The sequence below is a fragment of the Demequina litorisediminis genome, assembly GCF_030161615.1.
Lineage (GTDB): Bacteria > Actinomycetota > Actinomycetes > Actinomycetales > Demequinaceae > Demequina > Demequina litorisediminis.
Genome location: NZ_BSUN01000001.1, coordinates 2113022 through 2135083, shown reverse-complemented (window position 1 = coordinate 2135083; position 22062 = coordinate 2113022). Strand labels below are relative to the sequence as shown.

28 protein-coding genes, 1 tRNA gene and 9 pseudogenes are annotated in these 22062 nt (G+C 69.5%); 10 read left to right on the top strand and 28 right to left on the bottom strand.

Annotated features, from left to right (window positions below; genetic code table 11):
• Nucleotides 1–90: 90 nt before the first annotated feature.
• Nucleotides 91–396, top strand: a complete 306-nt coding sequence (locus tag QQK48_RS13100; protein WP_284328736.1) for a hypothetical protein — start codon at nucleotides 91–93, stop codon at nucleotides 394–396.
• Between the two features lie 23 nt (nucleotides 397–419).
• A complete protein-coding gene (locus QQK48_RS13095) occupies nucleotides 420–962 on the top strand; it encodes a glycine betaine ABC transporter substrate-binding protein (protein WP_284328735.1) in 543 nt (180 codons plus the stop codon).
• 241 nt (nucleotides 963–1203) lie between these two features.
• On the opposite strand, the gene QQK48_RS13090 is transcribed toward QQK48_RS13095, so the two are convergent.
• Nucleotides 1204–1794: a TetR/AcrR family transcriptional regulator gene (locus QQK48_RS13090; RefSeq protein ID WP_284328734.1), complete on the bottom strand. Its 591-nt coding sequence runs from the start codon at nucleotides 1792–1794 to the stop codon at nucleotides 1204–1206.
• A 227-nt stretch (nucleotides 1795–2021) separates the two neighbouring features.
• Between QQK48_RS13090 and QQK48_RS13085 the strand changes: the two genes are divergently transcribed.
• From QQK48_RS13085 to QQK48_RS13070, 4 genes and pseudogenes are all read left to right on the top strand, one after another.
• Nucleotides 2022–2186, top strand: coding sequence for a hypothetical protein (locus QQK48_RS13085; protein ID WP_284328733.1), 165 nt, complete (start codon nucleotides 2022–2024; stop codon nucleotides 2184–2186).
• Nucleotides 2173–2886: pseudogene (locus QQK48_RS13080) on the top strand (alpha/beta hydrolase); the annotation flags it as partial. The gene QQK48_RS13085 and the pseudogene QQK48_RS13080, both read left to right, overlap by 14 nt.
• 87 nt (nucleotides 2887–2973) lie before the next feature.
• The gene (locus QQK48_RS13075; RefSeq protein WP_284328732.1) at nucleotides 2974–3708 is read left to right on the top strand and encodes a phosphotransferase; all 735 of its coding nucleotides are present in this window, start codon (nucleotides 2974–2976) and stop codon (nucleotides 3706–3708) included.
• A gap of 167 nt (nucleotides 3709–3875) precedes the next feature.
• Entirely contained in the window at nucleotides 3876–4358 is a 483-nt protein-coding gene (locus tag QQK48_RS13070; RefSeq protein ID WP_284328731.1) for an RDD family protein, read from the top strand.
• A gap of 8 nt (nucleotides 4359–4366) precedes the next feature.
• On the opposite strand, the gene QQK48_RS13065 is transcribed toward QQK48_RS13070, so the two are convergent.
• The 4 genes from QQK48_RS13065 to QQK48_RS13050 all read right to left on the bottom strand — a co-directional run bounded on the left by QQK48_RS13065 (nucleotide 4367) and on the right by QQK48_RS13050 (nucleotide 5545).
• Nucleotides 4367–4624 carry a hypothetical protein gene (locus tag QQK48_RS13065; protein ID WP_284328730.1) on the bottom strand — a complete coding sequence of 86 codons (258 nt, stop codon included), beginning with the start codon at nucleotides 4622–4624 and terminating at the stop codon, nucleotides 4367–4369.
• Complete coding sequence (locus QQK48_RS13060; RefSeq protein ID WP_284328729.1) at nucleotides 4581–4745, bottom strand: hypothetical protein; 165 nt, start codon at nucleotides 4743–4745, stop codon at nucleotides 4581–4583. Before QQK48_RS13060 ends, QQK48_RS13065 begins: the two co-directional genes overlap by 44 nt.
• A complete protein-coding gene (locus QQK48_RS13055) occupies nucleotides 4732–5256 on the bottom strand; it encodes a hypothetical protein (protein ID WP_284328728.1) in 525 nt (174 codons plus the stop codon). The genes QQK48_RS13060 and QQK48_RS13055 overlap by 14 nt, the downstream gene beginning before the upstream one ends.
• Before the next feature lie 215 nt (nucleotides 5257–5471).
• Nucleotides 5472–5545: transfer RNA gene (locus QQK48_RS13050), tRNA-Lys, on the bottom strand.
• A 99-nt stretch (nucleotides 5546–5644) separates the two neighbouring features.
• Here QQK48_RS13050 and QQK48_RS13045 point away from each other — a divergent pair.
• A pseudogene (locus QQK48_RS13045) lies at nucleotides 5645–6119 on the top strand (peroxiredoxin).
• A gap of 71 nt (nucleotides 6120–6190) precedes the next feature.
• On the opposite strand, the gene QQK48_RS13040 reads toward QQK48_RS13045, so the two are convergent.
• The gene (locus QQK48_RS13040; RefSeq protein ID WP_284328727.1) at nucleotides 6191–6343 is read right to left on the bottom strand and encodes a hypothetical protein; all 153 of its coding nucleotides are present in this window, start codon (nucleotides 6341–6343) and stop codon (nucleotides 6191–6193) included.
• A gap of 47 nt (nucleotides 6344–6390) precedes the next feature.
• Nucleotides 6391–6912: pseudogene (locus QQK48_RS21945) on the bottom strand (tyrosine-protein phosphatase); the annotation flags it as partial.
• A 145-nt stretch (nucleotides 6913–7057) separates the two neighbouring features.
• Here QQK48_RS21945 and QQK48_RS13035 point away from each other — a divergent pair.
• Nucleotides 7058–7912, top strand: a complete 855-nt coding sequence (locus QQK48_RS13035; protein ID WP_284328726.1) for a S8 family serine peptidase — start codon at nucleotides 7058–7060, stop codon at nucleotides 7910–7912.
• Nucleotides 7913–8347: 435 nt separating this feature from the next.
• Here the strand turns inward: QQK48_RS13035 and QQK48_RS21940 are convergent.
• Both QQK48_RS21940 and QQK48_RS13030 read right to left on the bottom strand, forming a co-directional pair.
• Nucleotides 8348–8566, bottom strand: a pseudogene (locus QQK48_RS21940) (NAD-dependent epimerase/dehydratase family protein); the annotation flags it as partial.
• A gap of 109 nt (nucleotides 8567–8675) precedes the next feature.
• Entirely contained in the window at nucleotides 8676–9839 is a 1164-nt protein-coding gene (locus tag QQK48_RS13030; RefSeq protein WP_284328725.1) for a cysteine desulfurase family protein, read from the bottom strand.
• Between the two features lie 38 nt (nucleotides 9840–9877).
• Here QQK48_RS13030 and QQK48_RS13025 point away from each other — a divergent pair, with 38 nt between their 5' ends.
• A complete protein-coding gene (locus QQK48_RS13025) occupies nucleotides 9878–10288 on the top strand; it encodes a hypothetical protein (RefSeq protein ID WP_284328724.1) in 411 nt (136 codons plus the stop codon).
• A 55-nt stretch (nucleotides 10289–10343) separates the two neighbouring features.
• Here QQK48_RS13025 and QQK48_RS13020 read toward each other — a convergent pair whose 3' ends face one another.
• The 9 genes and pseudogenes from QQK48_RS13020 to QQK48_RS12980 all read right to left on the bottom strand — a co-directional run bounded on the left by QQK48_RS13020 (nucleotide 10344) and on the right by QQK48_RS12980 (nucleotide 15116).
• Nucleotides 10344–10646, bottom strand: a complete 303-nt coding sequence (locus QQK48_RS13020; RefSeq protein WP_284328723.1) for a cellulose binding domain-containing protein — start codon at nucleotides 10644–10646, stop codon at nucleotides 10344–10346.
• Entirely contained in the window at nucleotides 10582–10833 is a 252-nt protein-coding gene (locus tag QQK48_RS13015) for a hypothetical protein (RefSeq protein WP_284328722.1), read from the bottom strand. The genes QQK48_RS13020 and QQK48_RS13015 overlap by 65 nt, the downstream gene beginning before the upstream one ends.
• A pseudogene (locus QQK48_RS13010) lies at nucleotides 10799–11450 on the bottom strand (5'-nucleotidase C-terminal domain-containing protein). Before QQK48_RS13010 ends, QQK48_RS13015 begins: the two are co-directional and overlap by 35 nt.
• Nucleotides 11447–11755 (bottom strand): hypothetical protein, encoded by a 309-nt coding sequence (locus tag QQK48_RS13005; RefSeq protein ID WP_284328721.1) that lies wholly within the window; start codon nucleotides 11753–11755, stop codon nucleotides 11447–11449. The pseudogene QQK48_RS13010 and the gene QQK48_RS13005 overlap by 4 nt, the downstream one beginning before the upstream one ends.
• Before the next feature lie 22 nt (nucleotides 11756–11777).
• Nucleotides 11778–12461 (bottom strand): metallophosphoesterase, encoded by a 684-nt coding sequence (locus QQK48_RS13000; RefSeq protein ID WP_284329399.1) that lies wholly within the window; start codon nucleotides 12459–12461, stop codon nucleotides 11778–11780.
• A complete protein-coding gene (locus tag QQK48_RS12995; RefSeq protein ID WP_284329475.1) occupies nucleotides 12367–12888 on the bottom strand; it encodes a hypothetical protein in 522 nt (173 codons plus the stop codon). Before QQK48_RS12995 ends, QQK48_RS13000 begins: the two co-directional genes overlap by 95 nt.
• A gap of 74 nt (nucleotides 12889–12962) precedes the next feature.
• Nucleotides 12963–13373 (bottom strand): hypothetical protein, encoded by a 411-nt coding sequence (locus QQK48_RS12990; protein WP_284328720.1) that lies wholly within the window; start codon nucleotides 13371–13373, stop codon nucleotides 12963–12965.
• Between the two features lie 38 nt (nucleotides 13374–13411).
• On the bottom strand, nucleotides 13412–13891 hold the full coding sequence (locus tag QQK48_RS12985; RefSeq protein WP_284328719.1) for a hypothetical protein: 480 nt from the start codon (nucleotides 13889–13891) through the stop codon (nucleotides 13412–13414).
• Entirely contained in the window at nucleotides 13821–15116 is a 1296-nt protein-coding gene (locus QQK48_RS12980; protein ID WP_284328718.1) for a lamin tail domain-containing protein, read from the bottom strand. The genes QQK48_RS12985 and QQK48_RS12980 overlap by 71 nt, the downstream gene beginning before the upstream one ends.
• Nucleotides 15117–15163: 47 nt before the next feature.
• Between QQK48_RS12980 and QQK48_RS12975 the strand changes: the two genes are divergently transcribed.
• On the top strand, nucleotides 15164–15988 hold the full coding sequence (locus QQK48_RS12975) for an SDR family NAD(P)-dependent oxidoreductase (protein ID WP_284328717.1): 825 nt from the start codon (nucleotides 15164–15166) through the stop codon (nucleotides 15986–15988).
• A 99-nt stretch (nucleotides 15989–16087) separates the two neighbouring features.
• Here the strand turns inward: QQK48_RS12975 and QQK48_RS12970 are convergent, their stop codons facing one another.
• From QQK48_RS12970 to mbhE, 10 genes and pseudogenes are all read right to left on the bottom strand, one after another.
• Nucleotides 16088–17239, bottom strand: coding sequence for an FAD-binding protein (locus tag QQK48_RS12970; RefSeq protein WP_284328716.1), 1152 nt, complete (start codon nucleotides 17237–17239; stop codon nucleotides 16088–16090).
• A gap of 55 nt (nucleotides 17240–17294) precedes the next feature.
• Nucleotides 17295–17372, bottom strand: a pseudogene (locus tag QQK48_RS12965) (hypothetical protein); the annotation flags it as partial.
• The gene (locus QQK48_RS12960; RefSeq protein ID WP_284328715.1) at nucleotides 17359–17661 is read right to left on the bottom strand and encodes a hypothetical protein; all 303 of its coding nucleotides are present in this window, start codon (nucleotides 17659–17661) and stop codon (nucleotides 17359–17361) included. The pseudogene QQK48_RS12965 and the gene QQK48_RS12960, both read right to left, overlap by 14 nt.
• Nucleotides 17570–17827, bottom strand: coding sequence for a hypothetical protein (locus QQK48_RS12955; protein ID WP_284329474.1), 258 nt, complete (start codon nucleotides 17825–17827; stop codon nucleotides 17570–17572). Before QQK48_RS12955 ends, QQK48_RS12960 begins: the two co-directional genes overlap by 92 nt.
• Nucleotides 17755–18223: pseudogene (mnhG, locus tag QQK48_RS20195) on the bottom strand (monovalent cation/H(+) antiporter subunit G). Before mnhG ends, QQK48_RS12955 begins: the two are co-directional and overlap by 73 nt.
• A gap of 74 nt (nucleotides 18224–18297) precedes the next feature.
• Nucleotides 18298–18561, bottom strand: coding sequence for an MrpF/PhaF family protein (locus tag QQK48_RS12940; protein ID WP_284328713.1), 264 nt, complete (start codon nucleotides 18559–18561; stop codon nucleotides 18298–18300).
• On the bottom strand, nucleotides 18558–19142 hold the full coding sequence (locus QQK48_RS12935) for a Na+/H+ antiporter subunit E (protein ID WP_284328712.1): 585 nt from the start codon (nucleotides 19140–19142) through the stop codon (nucleotides 18558–18560). The genes QQK48_RS12940 and QQK48_RS12935 overlap by 4 nt, the downstream gene beginning before the upstream one ends.
• Nucleotides 19129–20720: pseudogene (locus QQK48_RS12930) on the bottom strand (Na+/H+ antiporter subunit D). The gene QQK48_RS12935 and the pseudogene QQK48_RS12930 overlap by 14 nt, the downstream one beginning before the upstream one ends.
• Nucleotides 20717–21196, bottom strand: a complete 480-nt coding sequence (locus QQK48_RS12925) for a Na(+)/H(+) antiporter subunit C (protein ID WP_284328711.1) — start codon at nucleotides 21194–21196, stop codon at nucleotides 20717–20719. The pseudogene QQK48_RS12930 and the gene QQK48_RS12925 overlap by 4 nt, the downstream one beginning before the upstream one ends.
• Nucleotides 21193–22024 (bottom strand): annotated as a pseudogene (gene mbhE / locus QQK48_RS22520) (hydrogen gas-evolving membrane-bound hydrogenase subunit E). Before mbhE ends, QQK48_RS12925 begins: the two are co-directional and overlap by 4 nt.
• Nucleotides 22025–22062 lie beyond the last annotated feature (38 nt).

Sequence of the window (22062 nt, the reverse complement as noted above, 5' to 3'; positions counted from 1 at the left end):
ACACGCGCCTACAGTGGAAACGTCCTGGTGGGAACAGATGAGGCGCCGCCTTGGTTGCCCCGGTGACCGACCCTGACACGAGGAGCACCGATGCACACCCGTTCTTACCTGGTGGCGGCCGCGGCCGTCGCGTCCCTTGCCCTGACAGCGTGTAGTTCCGGCAGCGACGGGGACGCGTCTCCCTCCGCCACGGGAGCCTCCAGTCCTTCCGCGAGCCAGAGCGCCGCTGCCGCGCAGGAGTGCCTGCCGGTCCCCGGCGACCAGCCTGGTCGTCCTCGAGGACGACATGGCGCTCCAGAACAGCGACAACATCATCCCCGCCCTCAACAAGGACGTGGCGACTCAGGACGTCCTCGACGTGCTTGCGGCCGTCTCGGGCGCGCTCGACACGCCTAGCCTGATCGAGCCTCAACAAGTCCGTGGACATCGACCGCCAGACCTCCGAGGAGGTGGCGGAGGCGTGGCTCGACCAGGCTGCGCTCGGCATCGCCGAGACCGGCGACGACAGCACCATCGTGGTGGGCGCCGCGAACTTCTCGGAGAACATCACGCTTGCCGAGATCTATGCCGACGCGCTCGATGCCGCCGGCTACGAGACCGACGTGCGCGAGATCGGCAACAGGGAGACCTACCTGCCCGCACTCGAGAGCGGCGAGATCGACATCGTGCCCGAGTATGCTGCCACGTTCGCGGAGTTCCTCGACGGCGACGTCGAGAACACTGTCGCCTCGGGCGACATCGCGGAGACGGTGGCGGCTCTCACGCCGCTGGCCGAGGCCCGCGGCCTGGTCGTAGGAGAGCCGGCCGATGCGCAGGATCAGAACGCGTTCGCCGTCACCCAGGGCTTCGTGGACCAGTACGGGGTCACCACGCTGTCCGAGCCTTGCCGCTTCGTGCGGCGGCATCGTGCTCGGCGGCCCGCCGGAGTGCCCCGAGCGGCCCTTCTGCCAGCCGGGACTTGAGGACACGTACGGCATCGAGGTGGCCGAGTTCCGCTCGCTCGATGCGGGAGGTCCGCTGACCAAGAACGCGATCACCACCGGCGAGATCGCGCTGGGCCTGGTGTTCTCCTCCGACGGGGCGCTCGCCACCGCCGAGACGGGGCCACAGAGCCCGGAGCCCCGGCCACCGCTGAGAGGTGGCCGGGGCTCTGTCATGCGCGGGCCACGAGGGCCGACGCACCCCGCGGCCCCGTCGCCGGGCTCAGGCGGACGGCCCCGTGCCGGTGACAGCGCGGGCGGCGCGGGCAAACGTGCGCGCGACGCTATCGGCGCCGTCGAGGTATCCCCCACGAGCGCCGCATCGCGCAGCATGACCAACTGCGCGGCGGCACCCTCCGCGTCGTCGACGCCCGCGGCGGCGGCCGCGGCGGCAAGCGTGCCGCGGAACCAGGAGCGGTGGGAGTCGATGAGCACACGCACATCCGACGCGGGGTCCGGGTACTCGGCGGCGGCGTTGATAAAGGGGCAGCCGCGAGTGTGGCGCTCGGCGATGTCGGCGGCGATGGCCTGGATGGCGAGCCCGAGCCTGTTCGTGCGCAGGCGCGGCCGCCGCGGCAGCGGCCAGGCCACGGATGGCGGCGTCCTCGCCGCGCAGGTAGGCGAGCACCAGGCCCTCCTTGCCCGCGAAGTGGCGGTAGAGGGTCGCGCGAGGCACTCCCGCCTCGCTCACGATGCGGTCGATGCCGATCGCGTGGATGCCTTCCTCATAAAACAGGGCCGATGCGGTCGCCAGCAGGCGATCGCGGGGCCCATCGGCTGCGGAGGCGGGTCGCGATGAGGTCATGGTCGTCATGATACGGGAACGCTCGTTCTGCCCCAGGCATGCCCAGGCATCGAAGGCTGTGCGACATTACCCCAGATAACAAGCCATTCTCAAAACCTCGACAGAGAATCTCGGCACATGCGGAATGAAACAAACGAGAACGAACGTTCTCCCTCATGTCCGAGCCAACCGACCCGGATGCCACGGGCCACACAGCCCACCCGGGACCGGAAGTCCCTCGCACAAAGGACACCATCATGACCACCACGATCACCCCCCGCGAAGCCCGTCAGATCTCCGCCGCCAACGCCTCCGGCCGCCCCACCGCGCTCCTGGTGCACGGGCTGTGGCTGCTCGCCGAGAGCCTGGGACTCCTGGAAGGCGCCTCTCGAGGACGCCGGCTACGCCGTCGTCGTCGCTGAATGGCCCGCCGAGGTCGAGGACGTCGCCACCGCCCGCCGCGACCCGTCCTTCTTCGCCGGCGTCGGCGTCGGCGAGGTGACCGATCACGTCGCCGAGGTGGCCGCAGCGCTGTCGCGCAAGCCCCTACTCATCGGCCACTCATTCGGCGGCCTGCTGGTGCAGCGCGTGGCCGACCGCGGCCTCGCCAGCGCCACCGTCGCCATCGACCCGGCACCGTTCAAGGGTGTCCTGCCGCTGCCGGCCTCCACCCTCAAGGCCTCGTTCCCCGTCCTGGGAAACCCGGCCAACCGCAAGCGCACCGTCACCCTCACCTTCGACCAGTTCCGCTACGGCTTCGCCAACGCCGTCACCGAGGACGAGGCTCGCGCACTGTACGAGACACACCACATCGCCGCCCCGGGGCGCCCCCTGTTCCAGGCGGCGACCGCGAACCTCAACCCCAAGGCCGCCACGGCCCTCGACGTCACGAACCCCGAGCGCGGACCACTGCTGGTGATCTCGGGAGAGAAGGACACCATCGTCCCCCGGGCCATCGCCCACGCCGCCTACCGCCTCCAGTCGCGCAACTCGAGCCCCACCGAGTTCGTGGAACTCGACGGCCGCGGCCACTCACTCACCATCGACTCCGGCTGGGAGGAGGTTGCCCAGACGGCAATCACCTTCGCAGGCCACCACAGCGGCACACGCGCCGCCGCCTAACCGACCCGCACTCCCACAGCCCCACCCTCCGAGGCCCGGCCGCCCTTCTCTCGGCGGCCGGGCCTTGGCGCGCCCTAGGGTGACCTCATGGATGGCGAACGGATGAGCGGCGGCAACATGGGTGACGTTCGCCGTGCCGGCGGCACGGTCACCCGGCCGGCGGGCCCCTGGACTCCCGCCGTGCACCGCCTCCTCCACCACCTCGCGGACGCGGGCGTGACGGGCATCCCCTTGCCCGTGGCGATCAGTCCCGACGGGTCACGCGAGACGGTGACGTACGTCGATGGCGAGGTCCCCGCATACCCGATGCCCGCGTGGGTGTGGGGCGAACCCGCGCTCACCTCGTCTGCCGCGCTGTTGAGGCGGCTGCATGACGCGACGGTAGACGTCGCCCACGACGGACCGTGGCGCTCCCCCGCGCGTGAACCCGCGGAGGTGATCTGCCACCACGATGCGGCGCCCTACAACCTTGTGTACGCCGATGGCATTGCGGTGGGGGCGATCGACTGGGACTTCGCCGCGCCGGGACCACGCGTGTGGGATCTCGCGTATCTCGCCTATCGCATCGTGCCGCTCACGACCGAGGACGTGGGAGACGGATTCGGTCCGCGCGAGCGGGCGACGCGGCTCGACCTGCTCCTCGCGGCCTACGGGAGCGACGCCTCCGCCGGCGAGGTCATCCGGGTCGCGGCCGAGCGACTGCGCGCACTGGCAGAGTTCTCCGACGCCCAGTCCGTCACGCAAAGGCGCCCGGAGCTCGCCGCACATGCGGCGTTGTACCGGCGCGACGCCGCGGCGCTCGACGGCGGCGCGCTGCCGTAGCCGCGGCTCGGCGCCCACGGCAGCATCGGCCCTGCGGACGGCGATCACGCCCAGCCTTCGCTCGATCACGGGTACGGTGCGCAGATTTCTGCGCCCAGGCACCCCAGGATGCAGATCAGCGTGCCGCAGTGCGTGCGCCGGGAGCGAGACGCCGTTACGTTGGCGCCATGGAACTCGCGAGCGTCGAGGGGTCACCGGCGCGCATCGTCCCGCAACTCAGCACGGCGCCCTGGATCGTGCGTGTGCTGGCCGTCATCATCGACTCCCTCGTCATCAATACCCTGGTGGGCGCCGTCACGGGTCAATGGGGCAATGCCCTGTGGATCACGGGCGTGGGCGACAGCAGCGGCGAAAGCCTCACGACGCCAGCGACGTGGTGGTACCTCGGCGCCTCCCTGGCGATGCTCACCGTCCAGGCGTTCACCGGCTACACGGCGGGCAAGGCGTTGCTGGGCATTCGCCTCGTGTCCGACTCGTCGGGCCGGCCGCCGGGATTCGTGCTGACACTGGTGCGCGAGTTCCTGCACCTGATCGACAGCCTGCTTCTCATCGGCTACCTCCGCCCCCTGTGGCACCGGGAACGGCGCACGTTCGCGGACTCGCTCGCGCGCACGCTGGTGATTCGCGAGGCGGTAGGCCGCGGACGCTGACAGTCTGCTCAGAAGTCCACGGACTGCAGGTACGCCAGCCCGGCCGCGGACGGGCCGAAGGGGTCGTAGCCAGGATCGTCGATCGGATCACGCTCCACGGCATACCAGTGCACCGCGTCCCCGGCAGCGGCGAAGATCGCAGGGAAGTCGATCGTGCCCTCACCCACGGTGGCGATCTCCCCTTCCGGACCCATGTCCTTGACGTGGAGGAGCCCGATGCGATCACGATGCTCGGCGACGAGCGACCGGGAGTCGACACCCGCCACGGCCGCCCAATACAGGTCGAGCCTCGAACACCACGTTGTCCCGAGTCGTGTGCTCGACGAGGATGTCAAACGCGGTCTCTTCTCCGTCCACGCTGGCGAACTCCCAGTCATGGAGGTGCACGAGGAACTACAGCCCTTGCTCGCGGGCCTGCCGGCCCAGGCTCGTCGATCCTCTGCGCGAACTCCACCCATTCGCCCCTGGCGGTGAAGTCGCGCGGAGTCTCACCCGCCCCGACGAAGTCGGCGCCAAGGATGAGGGCCGTGTCGACCTTCTGGGCCCACTGCTCGTCGCTCGTGCCCATCGTCACCGACGTATGGAGCGCACTGGCTTCCAGTCCATGACCGTCGAGCACGTCGCGGTACTGCTGGGCGTCGAGGCCGTGGAATCCGGCGTAGTCCACCACCTCCACTGAGCGGTATCCGGCGTCTGCCAGGGACGCGAGCACCTCATCCTGCCGGGCGCGCGTCTCGTCGTCTTCTCCGAACCCGATGTAGTAGAAGTAGTCGAACAACTGCGCGCTGATCTTGCTGTCGGGAATGGCCCCGGTCGCGCTCGGCGGAGCGTCGGCGGGACTCCACAGCAGCACTCCGATCGCGACGATCACCGCGAGCACGCCGACTCCGCCCACCATCGCGCCCCGCCTCAGCGCTCGACTGTGCCCTTCACGTTCCATGGTGTCGCGGCGCTCCTTCAGGCGACGTCGGACCCACGCCGATGCGTTCGCCTCCGACACCCTAAGACACGGTGGCGCACGCCCCGCCACGGTGAGACGGCAACGGCCCGTACCGGCGCATCGGCCGCCCGGAAACGACGAAGGCCCGGTTCCATCTGGAACCGGGCCTTCACTGGTACACCCCTGGGACTTGAACCCAGAACCCACTGATTAAGAGTCAGTTGCTCTGCCAATTGAGTAGAGGTGCATGCGCGCTTCTGTGCGGTGCGAGAATCAACTGTAGCACCAGTTTCGACCAGCGCGAAATCGGCCTCAGCCGCCACTGGAGCGACGATACCGTGGACCCATGAGCGACACCCGGCTGAGCATCGGCGACACCGCCCCCGACTTCACCGCCACCACCGACCAGGGCACTTTCACCCTGTCAGAGCAGCGCGGCAAGCACGTCATCTTGTACTTCTACCCGGCCGCGATGACCCCCGGCTGCACCACCGAAGCCTGCGACTTCCGCGACTCCCTGGACGCGCTGCAGGCGAAGGGTTACGAGGTGGTGGGCATCTCGAAGGACTCGCCGGAGAAGCTCGCACAGTTCCGCGAGGCCGAGGGCCTGACCTTCTCCCTGGTCTCGGACCCGGAAACCTCCATCCAGGAGACGTACGGCGCCTGGGGCGAGAAGATGAACTACGGCAAGACCATCGTGGGCTCGATCCGCTCGACCATCGTCGTCGACCCCGAGGGCAAGGTCGAACTGGCCCTGTACAACGTCAAGGCCACCGGCCACGTCGCGCGCGTCCGCCGCGAGGCTCGGCGTCGACGCGTAGCCACGCTCGCGAAAGGCCCGGCTCCCCTGGCGGGGTGCCGGGCCTTTCGCATAGGTGGCCGATGCCGCGGTTCAGGCGGCCAGTAGCCTCGCCCTGAGCCTGGCAAGGGTGGCACGGTCGCCACCATGGGCGAGGTACCAGGCCTCGACGCCACCCTCGTGCTCCCACCTATCCAGCACGAACTGCATGGCGTAGCGGGGCGCATCGAGAACCTCGCTCGGCATCTGCCCCGTCGCGGCGGCGGCAAACTCCGGGGAACGCCGCGCAGCATGCGGGCAAGGACAGCGGGCATGTGCGCGGCGGTCCGCGTGTAGTCGTCGACGATGTCCTGCCGTTCCACCCCAAGTAGCACCAACACCAGCGCGGAGAGGACTCCGGTGCGGTCCTTGCCAGCCGAGCAGTGCACGAGCACCGGACCATCGGAGCGGGAGATCACCTCGACGGCGCGCGTGAGGGCGGCCGCGGAGGCACCCTCGGTCATCCGCGCGTAGAGCGACTCGAGCGACATCGTGGTCTCGCGCGCGCGTTCACCCGTCAGGTCGGCCTCGTCAAGCACGGGCAGGTCGACGACGCGGGCCACGTCCGCGAGCGCGTGAGCGCGCGCCTTCTCCGCCGTGCCACGCAGGTCGAGCACCGTGGCCGGGGGCCAGGGTGCGATCCCTGCGGGCGGCTCGTCTCCCTCGGCCGGGGCGTCCGAGCGATACACGATGCCAGGGCTCAGCCTGGCGGAGGCGTCGGCCAGGTCCCGCGCATTCGCGAGATGTGACTGGGGGTCGGGAAGGGCATCAAGCATGGTGGCCTCCTGGGCGCGCGGGATGCTTCTACCCTGCCAGAGGGATGCCACTGTCGCGGCCACGGTGCGAAGACGCTCGCGCGAAACCGCCACGCGGCACCCGATAGCCCCCCGCAGGTCACCCAGGCGTGGAACAATATCCGCCATGCGTCGCATCCTGCCTGCTACCGCCGTCATTCTCGGCGCCGTCCTGTTGTCTTCGTGCGCGGCATCGTCCGACCCCGTCAACGCGCAGGATCCGCGCGTCGACGAACAGTGGGGTCTGGACGCCGTGGGGTCACGTGATTCGTGGGAGTACGCGACGGGCGACGGCGTGGTCATCGCGATCGTCGACACGGGTGTGGACGACGGCCACCGGGACCTCCGCCGCCAGATGGTGCGCGGCATCGACCTCGTCGATGGCGACCGTAAGGCCAAGGACGAGAACGGCCACGGCACGCACGTTGCGGGCATCGCTGCCGCCGCGGCCAACGACTACGGCACCATCGGCGCAGCGCCGCTGGCCAAGATCATGCCCATCCGCGCGTTGAACGCCGACGGCGCCGGCTCGAACGAGTCGATCGCCGAAGGCATCGACTGGGCCGTCGAGCACGGCGCGGACGTCATCAACCTGTCGCTCGACGAGACGGGCTTGCTGGGCCGCATCGAGAAGGGCGGCCCCGTCAACGACGCGATCACCCGTGCCGACGAGGCGGGCGTGGTGGTGGTCGCCGCCTCGGGCAACGCGGGCGAGGTGGGTCAGCAGTACCGCTTCGGCGTGCACGTCCTCGTGGTCAATGCGTCGAACAAGGCGGGCGCGGCCGCGTACTTCTCGAACGTGGGCGACGCGCGCGCGGTCGCGGCGCCGGGGGTCGACATCCTCTCGACGGTGCCCACCTACCCCACCACAATGTTCCCCGAGGGCTCGGACGGCTACGCCACGATGGCAGGCACGTCGATGGCCGCCCCTCTCGTGGCGGGCGTGGCGGCCCAGGCTCATCTCGGCAGGCGTCCCGAGTGAGGAAGTCATCGACCTCATCACCGAGACCGCCGACAACCCGGACGGGCGCGCCGGTCTCGGCAACGGCATCGTGAACGCGAAGGCCGCGCTCATCGAGGCCGTCGACCGGGGCCTCATCTCAGCCGAGTAACACCCTCGTCGCGCACCTCGACCACCCCTCCGGGCGCGTCGAGAAGCCTCCATGGTGGCGGCCGCAGCGGTGTCGATGTGCACGCGGTGGTCGCTTCGCGGAGCCTGTTCCGTCCACGTGCCGGGCCCGTAGAACAGCCCGTACCGGATGGTGAGCCCGTCCACGGAATCGACGGCCGCCTCGAGGTAGTCCACGGCCCGCTGCGCGAGCCCCGGCAGGGGAAAGGCCACCGACTGGGCCATCACCCGAGCGTCGACGGCCGATGCGGCGGCGACGAGCGCATCGGTTCCCACGGTCCGCACGCGACCGAGGCCTCGAGCCTTGAGCAACAACGCCGACTTCCGGTCGGGCAGGTTGGTGGCCTGATGCATGACCAGGTCGGGGTGGTGTTCATGGGCGAGGGTGAGCATGGCCGCCCTGTCCATCACATCCGCGACGATGGGAGTGGCCCCCGCCGCCGCGAGGAGCGCAGCCTTGGACGGGGTGCGAGTGATGCCCACGACCTCGTGGCCGGCCCCGATCATGAGCGGCACGAGCCGCGCGCCGATGACGCCCGTCGCTCCCGCCAGCAGGATCCTCATGGTTTCAACGTACGACGGCGTCAGCCGCAGTGCACGGCGAGAACCAGGGATGTTATCGGTTCGCGACCCTTCGCGCCCGAGCGACGGCGTCGGGCAGCACCGCCATCAGGGCGTCGAGGTCGTCCGCCGTGGTGGTGGCTCCCATCGAGATACGTAAGGTCGACGCTGCGTCCGCGTCCGATCTGCCCATGGCCGCGACCACATGACTGGCTTGCACCACTCCCGCCACGCATGCGGAACCGTTCGAGACCTCGACGCCATGACTGTCGAGGACGTACAGCATCGCCTCACCCGCCGCTCCCGGCGCCACCAGGTGCACGATGCCTGGCAGCCGCCCTGGCCCCGGCGGCGGCCCGGAGACGGTCACCCGGTCGACGGCGGAGCCGATGCGCGCCTCGAGGTCCGCTTGCAGGGCGCGCAGGCGCGCGGCCTCGCCTTCCATCGCCGCCACCGCTTCCTCGACGGCGACGGCCGCCGCGATCGCGCCTGCGGGGTCGAGGGTGCCCGACCGGACGGAGCGTTCCTGTCCCCCGCCGTGCACCACGGGCGTCAGGCGCGCGTCGCGGCGCACCAGCAGCGCCCCCACCCCCACGGGGCCGCCCACCTTGTGTGCGGACAGCGCGAGCGTCGCGAGCCCGGAGTCCGCGAAATGGAGGGGAAGGTGCCCCACCGCCTGGATCGCGTCCGAGTGCACGGGAACACCGTGGCGTGCGGCGGCTGCCACCACCTCGGCCACGGGCTGCACGGTGCCCACCTCGTTGTTTGCCCACATGACGCTCACGAGCGCGGTGGGAGCGTCCGCGAGCGCCGCGGCGACGCCCGCGACGTCGACGACGCCCGCCGCGTCCACCCCGACCTCGACGGCATCGGCACCCTCGTGTGCCGCGAGCCAGCGCACGGGATCGAGGCCGGCGTGGTGTTCGATCGCGCTCGTCACGACCCGCGTGAGCGCCGCATCGTGGTCTCGCCGCGCCCAGTACAGACCCTTGAGGGCGAGGTTGTCCGCCTCCGTGCCTCCCGAGGTCCAGATCACCTCGGTGGGATGGGCGCCGAGCGCGAGGGCCAGCCGCTCGCGCGCCTCCTCGACGATCGCGCGTGCCCTGCGCCCCGCGCCGTGCAGGGCTGAGGCGTTGCCCACCTGCGCGGACGCCTCGAGCCACGCCTCGCGTGCCGCGGGCAGCATCGGCGTGGTGGCGGCGTGGTCGAGGTAGGTCACGGCGTCCAGTGTAGGAAGCGCCGCGATACCGTGGCCGCATGACCGAGATTCCCGGCAGCCAGCGCCTGCACCAACTGGCCCTCCTCACCCTCGATCACGGCATTGCGTCGGCCCCCGACGGCCCCGTGGTCGCGTTCGCGGTCGAGGAGGCAGCCGACGGCAAACGCACCATGGCACGGTTCGCCTCCGACACGCTTGAGGACAGCCTCATCCATGCACGCGCCCACCTGCGCGAGTCCAGTGCCGAACTCATCGCCGTCTGCTTCGACGGCTTCGTCACCCTCGAGGAGGGACGCTTCGACGCGGTCTGGGTGATGGCACAGCAGCGCGGCATGGAGCACTCGCAGTCGTTCTTCCAGCGCTACCAGCCGTCCGACCACGAGGGCGGCTTCACGACGCTCGGCAACCCCGGCTACGGCGGGCCATCGGACCCGCTGTACAAGCCCTAGACACGACGGAGGGCCGATGCGGATGTCGCCATCCGCATCGGCCCTCCGTGCGTGGTTAGGAGGCCGTGCAGGCCTCGCCGTTGAGCGTGAACTCCGTGACGTCCGTGGCGTTGACCGAGGACTGACCCACGAAGCCGATCGTCACCGACTGGCCGGGACGCAGGGTGCCATTCCACGGCATCGAGTCGACCGTGACGGCCGCGCCGTCCTGGCTCCACACGCCGGACCAGCCGTTGCCGACCTTCTCGCCCGCCGTGAACTCCCAGCCCAACTCCCAGCCGTTGATGGTCTCCTCACCGGTGTTGGTGATCCACAGCCTGCGAGATGAACCCGCCGGGCCACTGACCGTGAATGTCATACGAGACCTTGCAGACCCGCTCGACGGGCTCGGCACCCTCGACGGTGAGCGCGATCGGGAAGGAGGTTCCCGTCACGTCGCCCTCGACGGTGAGGACCGTCTCGCCCTCGGCATCGGCCGGGATCGTGACGGTTGCCGTCGCGGTGCCCTGCTCATCGAACAGGTCGGTGGGCAGCGTGTTGGTCACCGGGAAGGTCCCCAACTCGGTGCCGTCGAGGGACACGACGACGTTCTGGTCCACCTTGTCGGGCGCACCGGTGAACATCAGCGAGGACAGGTCGAACGTGAGGCTCGTCGCCCGCGCCGACCGTCAGCGACTCCGTGTTGACGCCGATGGCGCGCTGGTCGTACAAGGTGCCCAGCGATCCGTTCGCGGCGAGGTAGCCCACCATGATGTCGGAGTCCACACGCGCCGTATCGGTGGCGTTGGCACCGTCCGCGAAGGTGGAGAAGCCGTCGCCGCCGCTCGCGAGGAACGAGTTGGTGACGATCGTGTACTCCGCGTCGAGATCCACCCGCTCGCCGTCAAGCCACATCTGAAGGACGTGCTCGCCCTCGGCGGCGTCGGGGTCATAGGTGTACTCGAAGCCCTCGGACACACCGAGCGAGGAACGGCCGGGTCTCGCCCGGCTGCCACTGCTCCTCGAGCACGCTGGCGATCTGCTGGCCCGTGAGGGTCATCGTCGTCAGGGTGTTGCCGAACGGCTGCACGTCGTACGCCTGTCGGTAGGTCACGGGCGACGGGTAGGTACCCGTGCCAGCGGCGGTCCCGAGCAGATCGGCGCGCAGGCCGCCGGGGTTCATGAACGCGATCTGCGCGCCGTTGTCACGGGTGGCCCAGAGCCTGGACGTCGGCCACGGCGTTGCCGAGGGTCGACTCGGCGCCACGGCTGGACCCGGGGACGCCGGTGGCCGTGCGGGCCCGGTACAGCGGCTCGCTGACCTCGCCGATGACGCGCGCACCGAGGCTCCTCAGAGGCCTCGGAGGCGGCGTCCACGATGGCCTGAACCTCGGGGTCGGCGGCGAACACGGGTTCGGTGGCGCAGGGCTCCGACTCCTTGGCCTCGCATTCCGGGTCCACCTGGCGGGTCTCGGTGAGGTCGACCACGCGGGTGTCGATGCCCGCGAGTTCACCGGTGGTGTTGTCGAACTCGAAGACCAGGCTCGTTGAGGTTCATGCCGTACTGGCCCGAGGAGACTACGGGGCGGCCGAAGTCTCGGTCCGTCCAGCCGGCCACGGGAACCTCGTGGTCGTACAGCATGTGGGTGTGGCCGGAGATGACCGCGTCGATGGAGTCGTCGAGGTCTGCGAGCATCGCGCCAAAGTCGTTGCTCGTATCGACGGCGTCCGCGTACTCCGACGAGGGAGCGCCCTCGTGAACCAGCAGCACGATCGCGTCGGCGCCCTCCTCCTGAAGGACCGCGGCGGAGCGGTTGGCCGCCACCGCCTCGGACTCGAAGGTGAGGCCCTCGATGCCAGCAGGCGACACCAAGGTGGGGGTCTCGTCGGTGACGACGCCGGTGAAGCCGATGCGGACATCGTCCGACTCGTCCGCGGTGCCGTTGTCGAACGTCGCCATCCACGTCTCGGGCAGCGCCGCCGAACCATCCGGGAGACGGACATTGGCACCGAGGTACTCCCAGGTGGCGCCGCCCATCTCCGCGTCCGGGTTCATGACCCGCTCGGTGAGGTCGTCGTAGCCCTGGTCGAACTCGTGGTTACCCACCGCGGACACGTCGAGGCCCATGGCGTTCAGCACGTCGATGGTGGGCTTGTCCTGTGCCACGGAGCTCGCGAAGGACGAGGCGCCAATGAGGTCGCCAGCCGCGGCGAATACCGAGTTGGGGTCCTCGGACTGGAGCCTGGTCGACCGCGCCCGCCATGACCGCGGCGCCCGCCTCGCCCGAGGCGAAGTTGGGCAGGATGCGGCCGTGGAAGTCGTTGGTGCCCAACACTTGGACGGTCGTGGTCTCGGCTGGCGTTTCCCCGTCACCGAGAGACAGGCCGATGAGCGCCGGGTCGTGGTCGGACGTACGGTACATGTCCGGTGCGTACAGCGACTCGATCTGCGACGCCGACTTGAAGTCGGTGTTGTAGTCGAGAACGCTCGGCTCGTCCGCGTTGATGTGGACGTGCTCGGCGCCCGTCACCTGGGCGGACATCGACGCCGAGGCGAAGGCGTAGTCGAGCGAGCCCCACTGGCCGTCGAACACGTACGAGTAGTCCTCGCCGAGGCTCAACGTAGCCTGCGTCGCGCAGCACCTGGATCGGGTCTTCCTGGCCGTACGAGTTCAGGTCGCCGGTGACGATGTAGTCATCGTCCTCCACGCCCGTCGGGTGCGTGTCGAGCCAGGCCACGAGCGACTCGGCGGCCGCGGTCCGGGCACCGTTCCAGCAGGCTCGCGCCATCACCCGCATCGGCGTTCACGCCGGAGCTCGGGCAGGAGCCCTTCGACTTCCAGTGGTTGGCGACCACCGTGAAGGTCTCCCCCGCCTCGTCCTCAAACGTCTGAGCCACGGACGGGCGGTTGTTGTCGTCATCGAACGACGGGTCCACCGAGTTGTCGAGGACGGCGAAGTCGCCGACCTCGCTGACCGCCGCCGAGTCGTACAGGAAACCCACCCTGATCGTGTCGGTGCCGACGATGCCGGTGTCGACGTAGGACCACGAGTCGGTGTCGGTCGCGGCATTCATCGCCTCGGCCAGCGCCGCCAGCGGCTCCACTCCGGTGGTGTTCTCGAGGCTCGGCCATGCCGATCACGTCAGCGTCGAGGGCCACCAGCGCCTCGACGAGCCTTGGTCGTCTGACGGTCGAGTTCCTCGGCGCTGTCCGCGCCGCGGCACTCCTGCTTGAAGCCCTCGGGGCCGCAGACGGTGCCGCTGTCCGTGGTGAGGAAGTAGTTGAGGACGTTGAAGGCTGCCACCTTGATGTCGCCGCCCACCTCGGGCGCGGCGGTCGGTCGCGCGTTGGTCACCTGGAAGTCCGGCGTTGCCGCCTCGGCGCTCACGGGGCGCACGCGCCACGCGTTGCCCGAGGCGGAGTTGCCCGACCAGGTGTACGTCATGACACCCGTTAGTCCGGTGACGGTGTCGCCACCACGGAGCGTGTTCTCGGCGCTGAGCGCCTCCCCGCCGCGGCCCATCGGGTCCACGTTCTGGAGGTTGACGGCGTCATCGACCTTGATCTTGGCGAGGTTGTTGCTGGCCTGCAGCGCGGCGGCCTCGGCTCCCGGCTCCACCACGGCGGTGGGCTGGTCGAGCCTTGCCGATGCCGGACAGCGTCACCTCGTTGAAGCGACCCAACAGGTAGATCTCGGTCACAGTGAGTTCACCAGGGAACGTGACAAGCATGCCCTCGTAGCGCTCGGCCTCGGCGGCATCCGTGAACGGCAGCGACACCTCGGTGGGCGTCACCTCGGCGCCCGTGGACAGCGTCTCGACGGCGGCGTTCGCAATCTGGGTCTGGCCCTGGTACTCGGCGACAGCCCCCGTCACGGACACCTCGTCACCGAGGTCGACCTCGTCGGCGCCCGCGTTGAAGACGAAGATCGCCTCCGAGGTCGCCGGGTCGTCATCGTGCTCGCCATCGCGGCTCTGCACGTAGAAGCCGCGCAGCGCTCCCGCGCTCGAGGCACCCTGGTAGTCGCCGACCACGACGCCCTCCACGGTGACCTCCTGGCCCGCGCTCGGCGAGGTGTCGGTAGCGCCCTGCACGGCGCCGATGGGAGTGACCTCGCCGTCTCCGTCGCCATCGCCATCACCGTCACCGTCGCCGGGGCCGGTGGTACCCGCGGGACCGCAGACCGACTCGTGCGTGCCGAGGCCCGTCACGGTGTCCTTGGCAAGGCTGTCCCACTGCGATGCGTCGTAGGTGGTGACGCCTGCGCAGACGGCGGCGTCACGCACCAGAGTGACGTCGGTGCCCCACGAGGGCCGCTCGCCGATGATGCCCATGACGTCGATGATCTGGCCCGCCTTGACCAGCGTGACGGCGTCGTCGCCGTTCCACTGGATGGAGCCGGACGTGAGGTCCGCGAGCGCGGCCACGTCGTTGGTGCTCGTGGTGTTATTGCTCGCCACCACGTACGTGTCGCCCGCCGCCAGCGTGCCGTCGAGACCGATGCTCGCGGAGCGGGTGGTGGTGCCGTTCTGATACGGCTCGATCGAGTAGGCGGAGAGGTCAACCTCGGCATCGGTGCCGTTGTAGATCTCGAGGGCCTTGTTAAAGCCCCCTCCCTCGACGTACTCGGAGATGAAAAGGTCGTCGGCAAAGACTGTGCCATCGGCTGCCTGAGCGGGGGCAGCGACGAACGCGCTCACCCCGATCAGCGACAGTGCAGCAACGGCGGGAACGCGAAGACGCATAGAAAACTCCCTGGCAGTAGACGTGCCCTTCACGTTAGCGACGCGGGTTCTCAGATGCCTGGCGAATCGGATAAATCTCCGTAAACAGTCGATGTCACCCATGTTGCCCAGCGCCGTAGGCTGGTGACACAGACCGACGGAAGGACATCATGGCCACCTGGTTTATCTCCGGCTGCTCCACCGGCATCGGCCGCGCGACCGTCGAGGCTGCCGCCTCGGCTGGGCACACGGTGATCGCGACCGCGCGGCGTCCCGACACGCTCGACGACCTTGTCGCGGCGCATCCCGAGACGGTCACGGCGCTCGCCCTCGATGTCACCTCGCCGGCGTCGATCGCCTCCGCCGTCGCGGCCGCCACCGACGCGGGGCCCATCGACGTGCTGGTGAACAACGCGGGCATCGGCTACTTCTCCACCATCGAGGAATCCGACCCCGCCGAGGCGCGGCGAGTGATGGACACCAACTTCTGGGGTGCCGCGGATCTGACCACCGCGCTGCTGCCTCATTTGCGCGAACGCCGCGCGGGCCACATCATCACGGTGTCCTCGATCGCGGGAGTGCGCGGCTCGGCGGGCATGGGCTACTACTGCGCCTCCAAGTGGGCCATCTCCGGCTTCATGGAGTCACTTGCCAAGGAGGTCGCGCACCTGGGCATCAAGGTCTCGATCCTTGAGCCAGGCCCCGTGCTGTCGCAGTGGATCCCTTCGGGAGCCAAGCAGCGCGAGATTCACCCCGACTACGCCGAGGTGATGCAGCCGTACTGGGAGCGCATCGACCACCTGCCGGGCAACCAGCCGGGCGACCCGGACGCGCTCGCACGGGTGATGGTGCACATCGCGGACCTCGACGCTCCCCCGCTGCACCTGCTGGCGGGCAGGCACGCGCTCACGCAGGGTGCGGCGAAGGCTGCGGCGCTCGCCGACGAGGTCGAGCGCTGGGAAGAGCTCGGCCTGTCCATCGACACGCGCGCGTAGCGCCGTGCCAGGCACACCCGGTAGCAGCCAGACCCGCGTCCAGACGCACCTCGGCCCCGGTCACCCTCGCGGGTGGCCGGGGCCGAGTTCTCAGCGGGGTTAGGCCCCGCGGTGTTCCTTGATCCGCGCGATGGCCTGCGGGAGCACGTCGAACAGCGACCCCACCACACCGAAGTCGGAGATCTCGAAGATGGGCGCCTCGGGGTCCATGTTGATGCACACGATGGTGCCGGACGCCTGCATGCCACCACGGTGGTGCACGGCGCCGGAAATGCCGGCTGCCACGTAGAGCGCGGGGGTGACCGTGGTACCGGTCTGGCCCACCATGTGCTCGTGGCTGATCCAGCCCTCGTCGGTAGCGTCGCGGGACGCGCCCACCGCTCCACCGAGCAGGTCGGCGAGCTCCGATACGAGCGCGTAGTCACCGCCGGTGCCGCGACCGCCGGACACCACCACGGGCGCCTCGGCGAGCGGCACGCCCTCGGCCTGGGCCACGGGCTCCACGTGCGAGATGCGCTCGCGGGTGGTCGGAAGCTCGACCGCCACCTCCACCACGGTCGCAGCCGCGGGAGCGTCCGCGGGCACCGCGAGCGTGGTGTTCGGGCGAATGCCGACGATGGCCTTGTCGGACTCGATGCGGGTGCGCACATCCCAGGTGGCGGCAAACACCGTCTGGAACGCCTCAACCTTGCCGTCCACCAGGTTGGCTCCGGCGGCATCGACCACCACGCCGGCTCCCGTGGCGAGCGCTAGGCGCGTCGCGATCTCCTTGGTGACGAACGTGGAAATAACGAGCACCACGTCAGCGTCTGCGGACGCCGCGCCGAGGGCGGCCGCCGCCTGAGAGGCGATGCGAGCATCGGCGGCGTCCACGACGCGCACCTCGGCGGCGCCGTACTCGCCCAGGAGCGCCACGGCATCGGCCGCGGGAACCGCACCGAGCCACACGGCGACGGGCGTGCCGAGCGAACGCGCGAGCGTCAGGGCCTCCAGCGAGGGGCGGGTGACCACGCCGTCGCGGTGGTCGACGAGGACGGCAACGGTGGTCATGCGAGTCCCTTCTCGATGAGGAAGTCGGCGAGCCTGGGTGCCAGCGTCCCCGGTATCGGTGATCTTCACGCGGTTCGCTCGCGGCGGGCGCGGCGACGCATCGACCACGACCGTGCGCGCCGCGGCCTTGCCGACGGTCGCGGCGTCCACGCCGAGGTCGGCGAGCGACCACTGCGTGACGGGCGCCTTGCGGGCCGCCATGATGAGCCTTGAAGTTGGGGTAGCGCGGCTTGTTCGCCTCGTCGGTCACGGAGACCACCGCGGGCAGGGGCGCGACGAGCGTCTCGTGGGCATCAGGCAGGTGGCGCTCGATGGTGACCTCACCGTCGGACACCGACAGGGCCGATGCGAGGGTCGCCTGCGACCAGTCCAGGCTCGGCCGCCAGCGCCGTGGGCAGCATGGAAGTCAGTCCGTCCAGTGCCGCCATGCCGGTGATCACCAGGTCGAGCGGAGCCTCGTCGTGAACCTTGCGGACCGCTGCGGCGATGACCTTCGCGGTGCCGAACACATCGGAATCGGCGATCGCCTCGTCACAGACGTGGATCGCGTGGTGGACGCCCAACTGGAGCGCCTTGCGGACCGCGGCGACGGCATCGGGGCCGCCCACCGTGAGGGCGTACACCTCGCCTTCGCCTGCCGCCTCGACGAGCCTGGAGGGCCGCCTCGACGGCGTTCTCGTCCAGTTCGTTCATCGTGCCGTCGTCCCCGTTGCGGGTCACGCGGCCCTCGGTGAAGGACCGCTGCGACTGAAGGTCGGGGACGTGCTTGACCGTGACCAGAATGCGCATGAGGGCCAGCCTAGTAGCACGGGACGGGTGTCAGCGGCGCTGGTCCCTGCCGTGGCGCTTGCCCTGCGGATGGCCCGCCGCGCGGTTCGCCGCACGGTCGGCGGCACGATCCGCGGCGCGAACGTCATCGGCCAGTTCGTCGACCACCAGCAGGCGCGGTCCAGGTGCTCGTCGCGGTAGGCGGCGCGCCCCACCATGTGGGCCGCGATGGGCTGCGTGAGCATCTGGAAGACCACCACCAGGGAGGCCAACGCGAGGGTGGGCCAGGCTCGGGGAACGCAGCACGATCGCGATGCAGATGACGATGACACCGAGCACCTGTGGCTTGGCGCCCGCATGCAGCCGTTGGAGGGTGTCGGGGAAGCGCAAGAGGCCCACTCCTGCGGCCAGGGACATCACCCCAGTGAGCAGCACGAGGACCGCGGCGAGGATATCGGCGAGCGGGTGGGCGCCAGGCGTCCAGACAAGCATCAGTCCTCCTCCTTACCCACCATGAAGCGCGCGGTGCTGACGGAGCCCACCACGGCGAAGAGGGCGAGGGCGATGAGCACCGGCATCAGGGTGGTGTCGCGGTTGGCGACCATCCACACTCCAAGCCAGCACACGAGAGTGGCGGTCAGCACGTCAGCCGCGATCACCCTGTCGAGAATGGAAGGTCCGCGCACGATTCGCACGAGCGCGGCGAACACCGCGAACGAGAACATCGCTCCTGCCGCCAGCAACACCACGGTCATCGGGTGGCCCCCTTCCGCTGTCCCGGCACGCCGCCGGTGACACGCCGCACGTCGGCGGCGGAGCCGACGGCGCGGATGAGTCGAGCCTCGGTCGCGAGGACCTCCTGGCGGGCACGCTCGATGTGCGCGGCGTCCTTCACGCACAGAATGTGGATGAACAGTTCGCCGCCGGCACGGTCCACGTCGACCACGAGGGTGCCGGGCACCAGCGACGACGCCTCGGCGGTAGCGGTGAGGATGAGGTCGCTCGACGAGCGCATCTTGACGCCGATGATCGCTTCCTTGGGCGAGTAGCCGATGCCGAACGCCTGCCCCGCGACCGTGATCGACGAGCGCGCGATGTCCCACATGAGCACCACGACGAACCACAGGAGCCAGCCCACGTGCAGCCGCCCGCTGGTCTCGATCGGGGGCAGGTAGAACACGAGCGGCGCGAGCGCCGCGACGACGATCCCCGACACGATCGTGGTCGCGTCGAAGGTGCCCCACAGGAACACCCACAGGACCACGAGCGAGAGCCGCAGCGGGATCTGCTGGCGGCGCACCCGGCGCGCGGCGCGGATCTTGTCACGCTTCGGCATCGGTCACCTCCCGCGGCAGCACGGTGGAGATCAGCACATCACGTTCACCGATCTCCTGCGCGGTGCGGTCCGCGAGCGCGAAGAGTGGGCCTGCGAACACGGTGAGCGCCACGGTGATCGCGACCATGGCGGTGGTGACTCCGACCATGAGGCGCGGGGTGGCGGACGCCGTGTTCGACGCGACGTCGATCTCGGGGCTCTCCACCAGGTCGGTGATGAGGTGCGACCGGTAGCCCGCCTCCACCTCGACCGTGGAGCGCCAGAACGCGAGGTTCCACACCCGCATCAGCGCGTAGAGCGTGATGAGCGACGTCGAGACGGCACCGCCGATGACGACCCACACCACCCAACCGCCCTCCTCGGCACCGGCGAGCAGCAGGCCCGTCTTTCCGAGGAAGCCAGAGAACGGCGGGATGCCGCCGAGGTTGAGCGCGGGGATGAGGAACAGCACGGCGATGGCGGGCGCCGCCTTCATCAGCCCGGACAGGCGCGAGATCGAGGTGGAGTCGCCCACGCGTTCCACCAGGCCCACCGCAAGGAACAGTGTGGTCTGCACGGTGATGTGGTGGACGATGTAGTAGACGGTCGCCGCCAGTCCCAACTGGGAGCCGAGGCCGATGCCGAAGATCATGTAGCCGATGTGGCTCACCAGGGTGAAGGACAGCAGTCGCTTGATATCCGCCTGGACGGCGGCACCGAGGATGCCCACGACCATCGTGAGCAGGCCTATCCACAGCAGCGGTGTGGTGAGGTCACCGCCTGGCCCCTCGTCGGGGAACAGCAGGGTCTCGAGTCGGATGATCGCGTAGACACCGACCTTGGTCAGCAAGCCCGCGAAGACGGCGGTGACGGGTGCTGGCGCCGTGGGGTAGGAATCCGGCAGCCAGAACGACATCGGGAACAACGCGGCCTTGATGCCAAAGGCGAGCAGGAGCATCACGTGCAGCATCAGCGCGGTGCTCTCGGGGATGGTCTCAAGGCGCTCGGCCACGTGAGCCATGTTCACGGTGCCGGTGGCGCCGTACACAAGGCCGATGGCCGCGAGGAAGAACACCGACGACACGAGCGACACCACGATGTACGTGACGCCCGCCCTGATGCGCACGCCGGTGCCGCCGAGCGTGAGCAGCACATACTCGCGCCCAACAGGATCTCGAAGCCCACGTACAGGTTGAAGAGGTCACCGGCGACGAACGCCACCGCGAGGCCCGCCGCGAGCATCAGATACGTGGGGTGGAAGATCGAGACGGGGGTCTCACGGTCGCCGTCGGCGATACCCTGGCCGATCGCATATAGGAGCACCGCCAGGAGCACCACGGACGAGATCACGAGCATGATCGCGCTGAGGCGGTCGACCATGAGCACGATGCCCCACGGCGCCGGCCATGCTCCAACCTCGATCACGGCGGGACCGTCGGCGTCCACCATGACGAGCAACACGATCGACACGATCGTGACGAGGGCGAGCGTGCCGGTGCTGATGAGGATCTGAAGGCGCGGGAAGCGCCCGGTGACGAGCGCAAGGGCGGCGCCGAGCAGCGGGAGCAGCACCACGAGCGGGACGAGCACGTGCGTCATGCGCGGTCCTCCCCTGGCGTCTTGGGGGCGGGCTCGGGAAGGGTCTCCTCGCCGGCGCCGAGCGCCTGCGCCACCGCATCGTCATCGTCGGACGAGGACTCGAAGACCTCGTCGACGAGCGCGTCGTCGTCATCGTGCTCCGTGACGAGCGAGTCACCGCTGTCACCCAGGCGGGCCAGCCACCACGAGCGGTAGATCAGGGCCAGCAGGAACGCCGTGACGCCGAAGTTGATGACGATCGCCGTGAGGATCAGCGCCTGCGGCAACGGGTCGGCGAAGGTGGACGGGTCGGCATCGTCTGTCATGAACGGCGCGTCGCCAGCCCTGCCACTCATGATGAGGATGAGCAGGTTGGTGGCGTTGCCGATGAGCAGGAAGCCGATCAGCACGCGGGTCAGCGAGCGCTCGAGCAGTACGTAGACGCCCGCGGCGTACAGCACGGCCATCACGACGACGAGGGACAGCGAGGCGCTCATGCGCGGGCCTCCTCTTCGGTCGAGTCACGGTCCTGCTGGTGGCGATCCACCTGGGCCCCCAGGCTTCGCAGGATGTCGAGGGAGACGCCGAGCACCACCAGGTAGACGCCTATGTCGAACAGCGTCGAGGTTCCCGCACTGAGGTGGAGGGGGCCCCACGAGTACTCGAACCAGGTCGACTCGAGGACCTCCATGCCGAATGCGAGCGCCCCCGCGGCGGTGCCTGCGGCGAACAGGATGCCGGTGCCGAGCAGGCTTGCCGGCGTCGATGGGTGCGGCCTCCCCGAGCTCGTAGCGGCCACCCGCAAGGTAGCGCGCGAGGAGGGCGAGTCCCGCGAGCAGTCCGCCCGCGAAGCCGCCGCCTGGCGAGTTGTGCCCGGCAAACAGCAGGTACACGGACACCACCATGGCGGGGTGGAACAGGAAGCGCACCAGGACTTCGAGCAGAATTGACCGGTTCGACGCCGACAGGGTGCGGCCCGCCAGGAGCCACGACCGCCGCGTGGGCGCCTTGTTCTCGCCAGCGGAGAAGTCAGACGGCGACTCGTCCACCACGGAGAACGAGGCGGTCTCGATGCTGGTGACGGCGTCCGGGACGGCTGGCTCGGTGACGACCTCGGCGGTGGCGGCGCGCCTGCGCAGCGAGATGCCTGACCCGGGACGCGCCAGGCGCTCCTCGGAGCCCTCGCGTCCGGTGACGAACAGGAGGCTTGCCACGCCGGTGGCGACGGCGACGAGCATGGAGATCTCGCCCATGGTGTCCCAAGCCCGGATGTCCACGAGAAGCACGTTGACCACGTTCTGGCCGTGGCCCTCGTTCAGGGCCATCTCGGGCAGGCTCCGCGGAGATCGAGTCCGCGGTGCGC

Excerpts from the sequence above, each read along its gene's own strand:
- QQK48_RS12970 (WP_284328716.1), bottom strand. The coding sequence starts at position 17,239 with ATGGCGGCCCGCAAGGCGCCCGTCACGCAGTGGTCGCTCGCCGACCTC.
- QQK48_RS13090 (WP_284328734.1), bottom strand. The coding sequence starts at position 1,794 with ATGACGACCATGACCTCATCGCGACCCGCCTCCGCAGCCGATGGGCCC.
- QQK48_RS12955 (WP_284329474.1), bottom strand. The coding sequence starts at position 17,827 with ATGCGCATTCTGGTCACGGTCAAGCACGTCCCCGACCTTCAGTCGCAG.
- QQK48_RS13025 (WP_284328724.1), top strand. The coding sequence starts at position 9,878 with ATGACCGAGATTCCCGGCAGCCAGCGCCTGCACCAACTGGCCCTCCTC.
- QQK48_RS13100 (WP_284328736.1), top strand. The coding sequence starts at position 91 with ATGCACACCCGTTCTTACCTGGTGGCGGCCGCGGCCGTCGCGTCCCTT.
- QQK48_RS13020 (WP_284328723.1), bottom strand. The coding sequence starts at position 10,646 with ATGACATTCACGGTCAGTGGCCCGGCGGGTTCATCTCGCAGGCTGTGG.
- QQK48_RS13040 (WP_284328727.1), bottom strand. The coding sequence starts at position 6,343 with ATGCCGAGCGAGGTTCTCGATGCGCCCCGCTACGCCATGCAGTTCGTG.
- QQK48_RS12940 (WP_284328713.1), bottom strand. The coding sequence starts at position 18,561 with ATGACCGTGGTGTTGCTGGCGGCAGGAGCGATGTTCTCGTTCGCGGTG.
- QQK48_RS13085 (WP_284328733.1), top strand. The coding sequence starts at position 2,022 with ATGACCACCACGATCACCCCCCGCGAAGCCCGTCAGATCTCCGCCGCC.
- QQK48_RS12975 (WP_284328717.1), top strand. The coding sequence starts at position 15,164 with ATGGCCACCTGGTTTATCTCCGGCTGCTCCACCGGCATCGGCCGCGCG.
- QQK48_RS13075 (WP_284328732.1), top strand. The coding sequence starts at position 2,974 with ATGGATGGCGAACGGATGAGCGGCGGCAACATGGGTGACGTTCGCCGT.
- QQK48_RS12980 (WP_284328718.1), bottom strand. The coding sequence starts at position 15,116 with ATGGGTGACATCGACTGTTTACGGAGATTTATCCGATTCGCCAGGCAT.
- QQK48_RS12935 (WP_284328712.1), bottom strand. The coding sequence starts at position 19,142 with ATGCCGAAGCGTGACAAGATCCGCGCCGCGCGCCGGGTGCGCCGCCAG.
- QQK48_RS13035 (WP_284328726.1), top strand. The coding sequence starts at position 7,058 with ATGCGTCGCATCCTGCCTGCTACCGCCGTCATTCTCGGCGCCGTCCTG.
- QQK48_RS12925 (WP_284328711.1), bottom strand. The coding sequence starts at position 21,196 with ATGAGCGCCTCGCTGTCCCTCGTCGTCGTGATGGCCGTGCTGTACGCC.
- QQK48_RS13055 (WP_284328728.1), bottom strand. The coding sequence starts at position 5,256 with ATGGTGGGCGGAGTCGGCGTGCTCGCGGTGATCGTCGCGATCGGAGTG.
- QQK48_RS13070 (WP_284328731.1), top strand. The coding sequence starts at position 3,876 with ATGGAACTCGCGAGCGTCGAGGGGTCACCGGCGCGCATCGTCCCGCAA.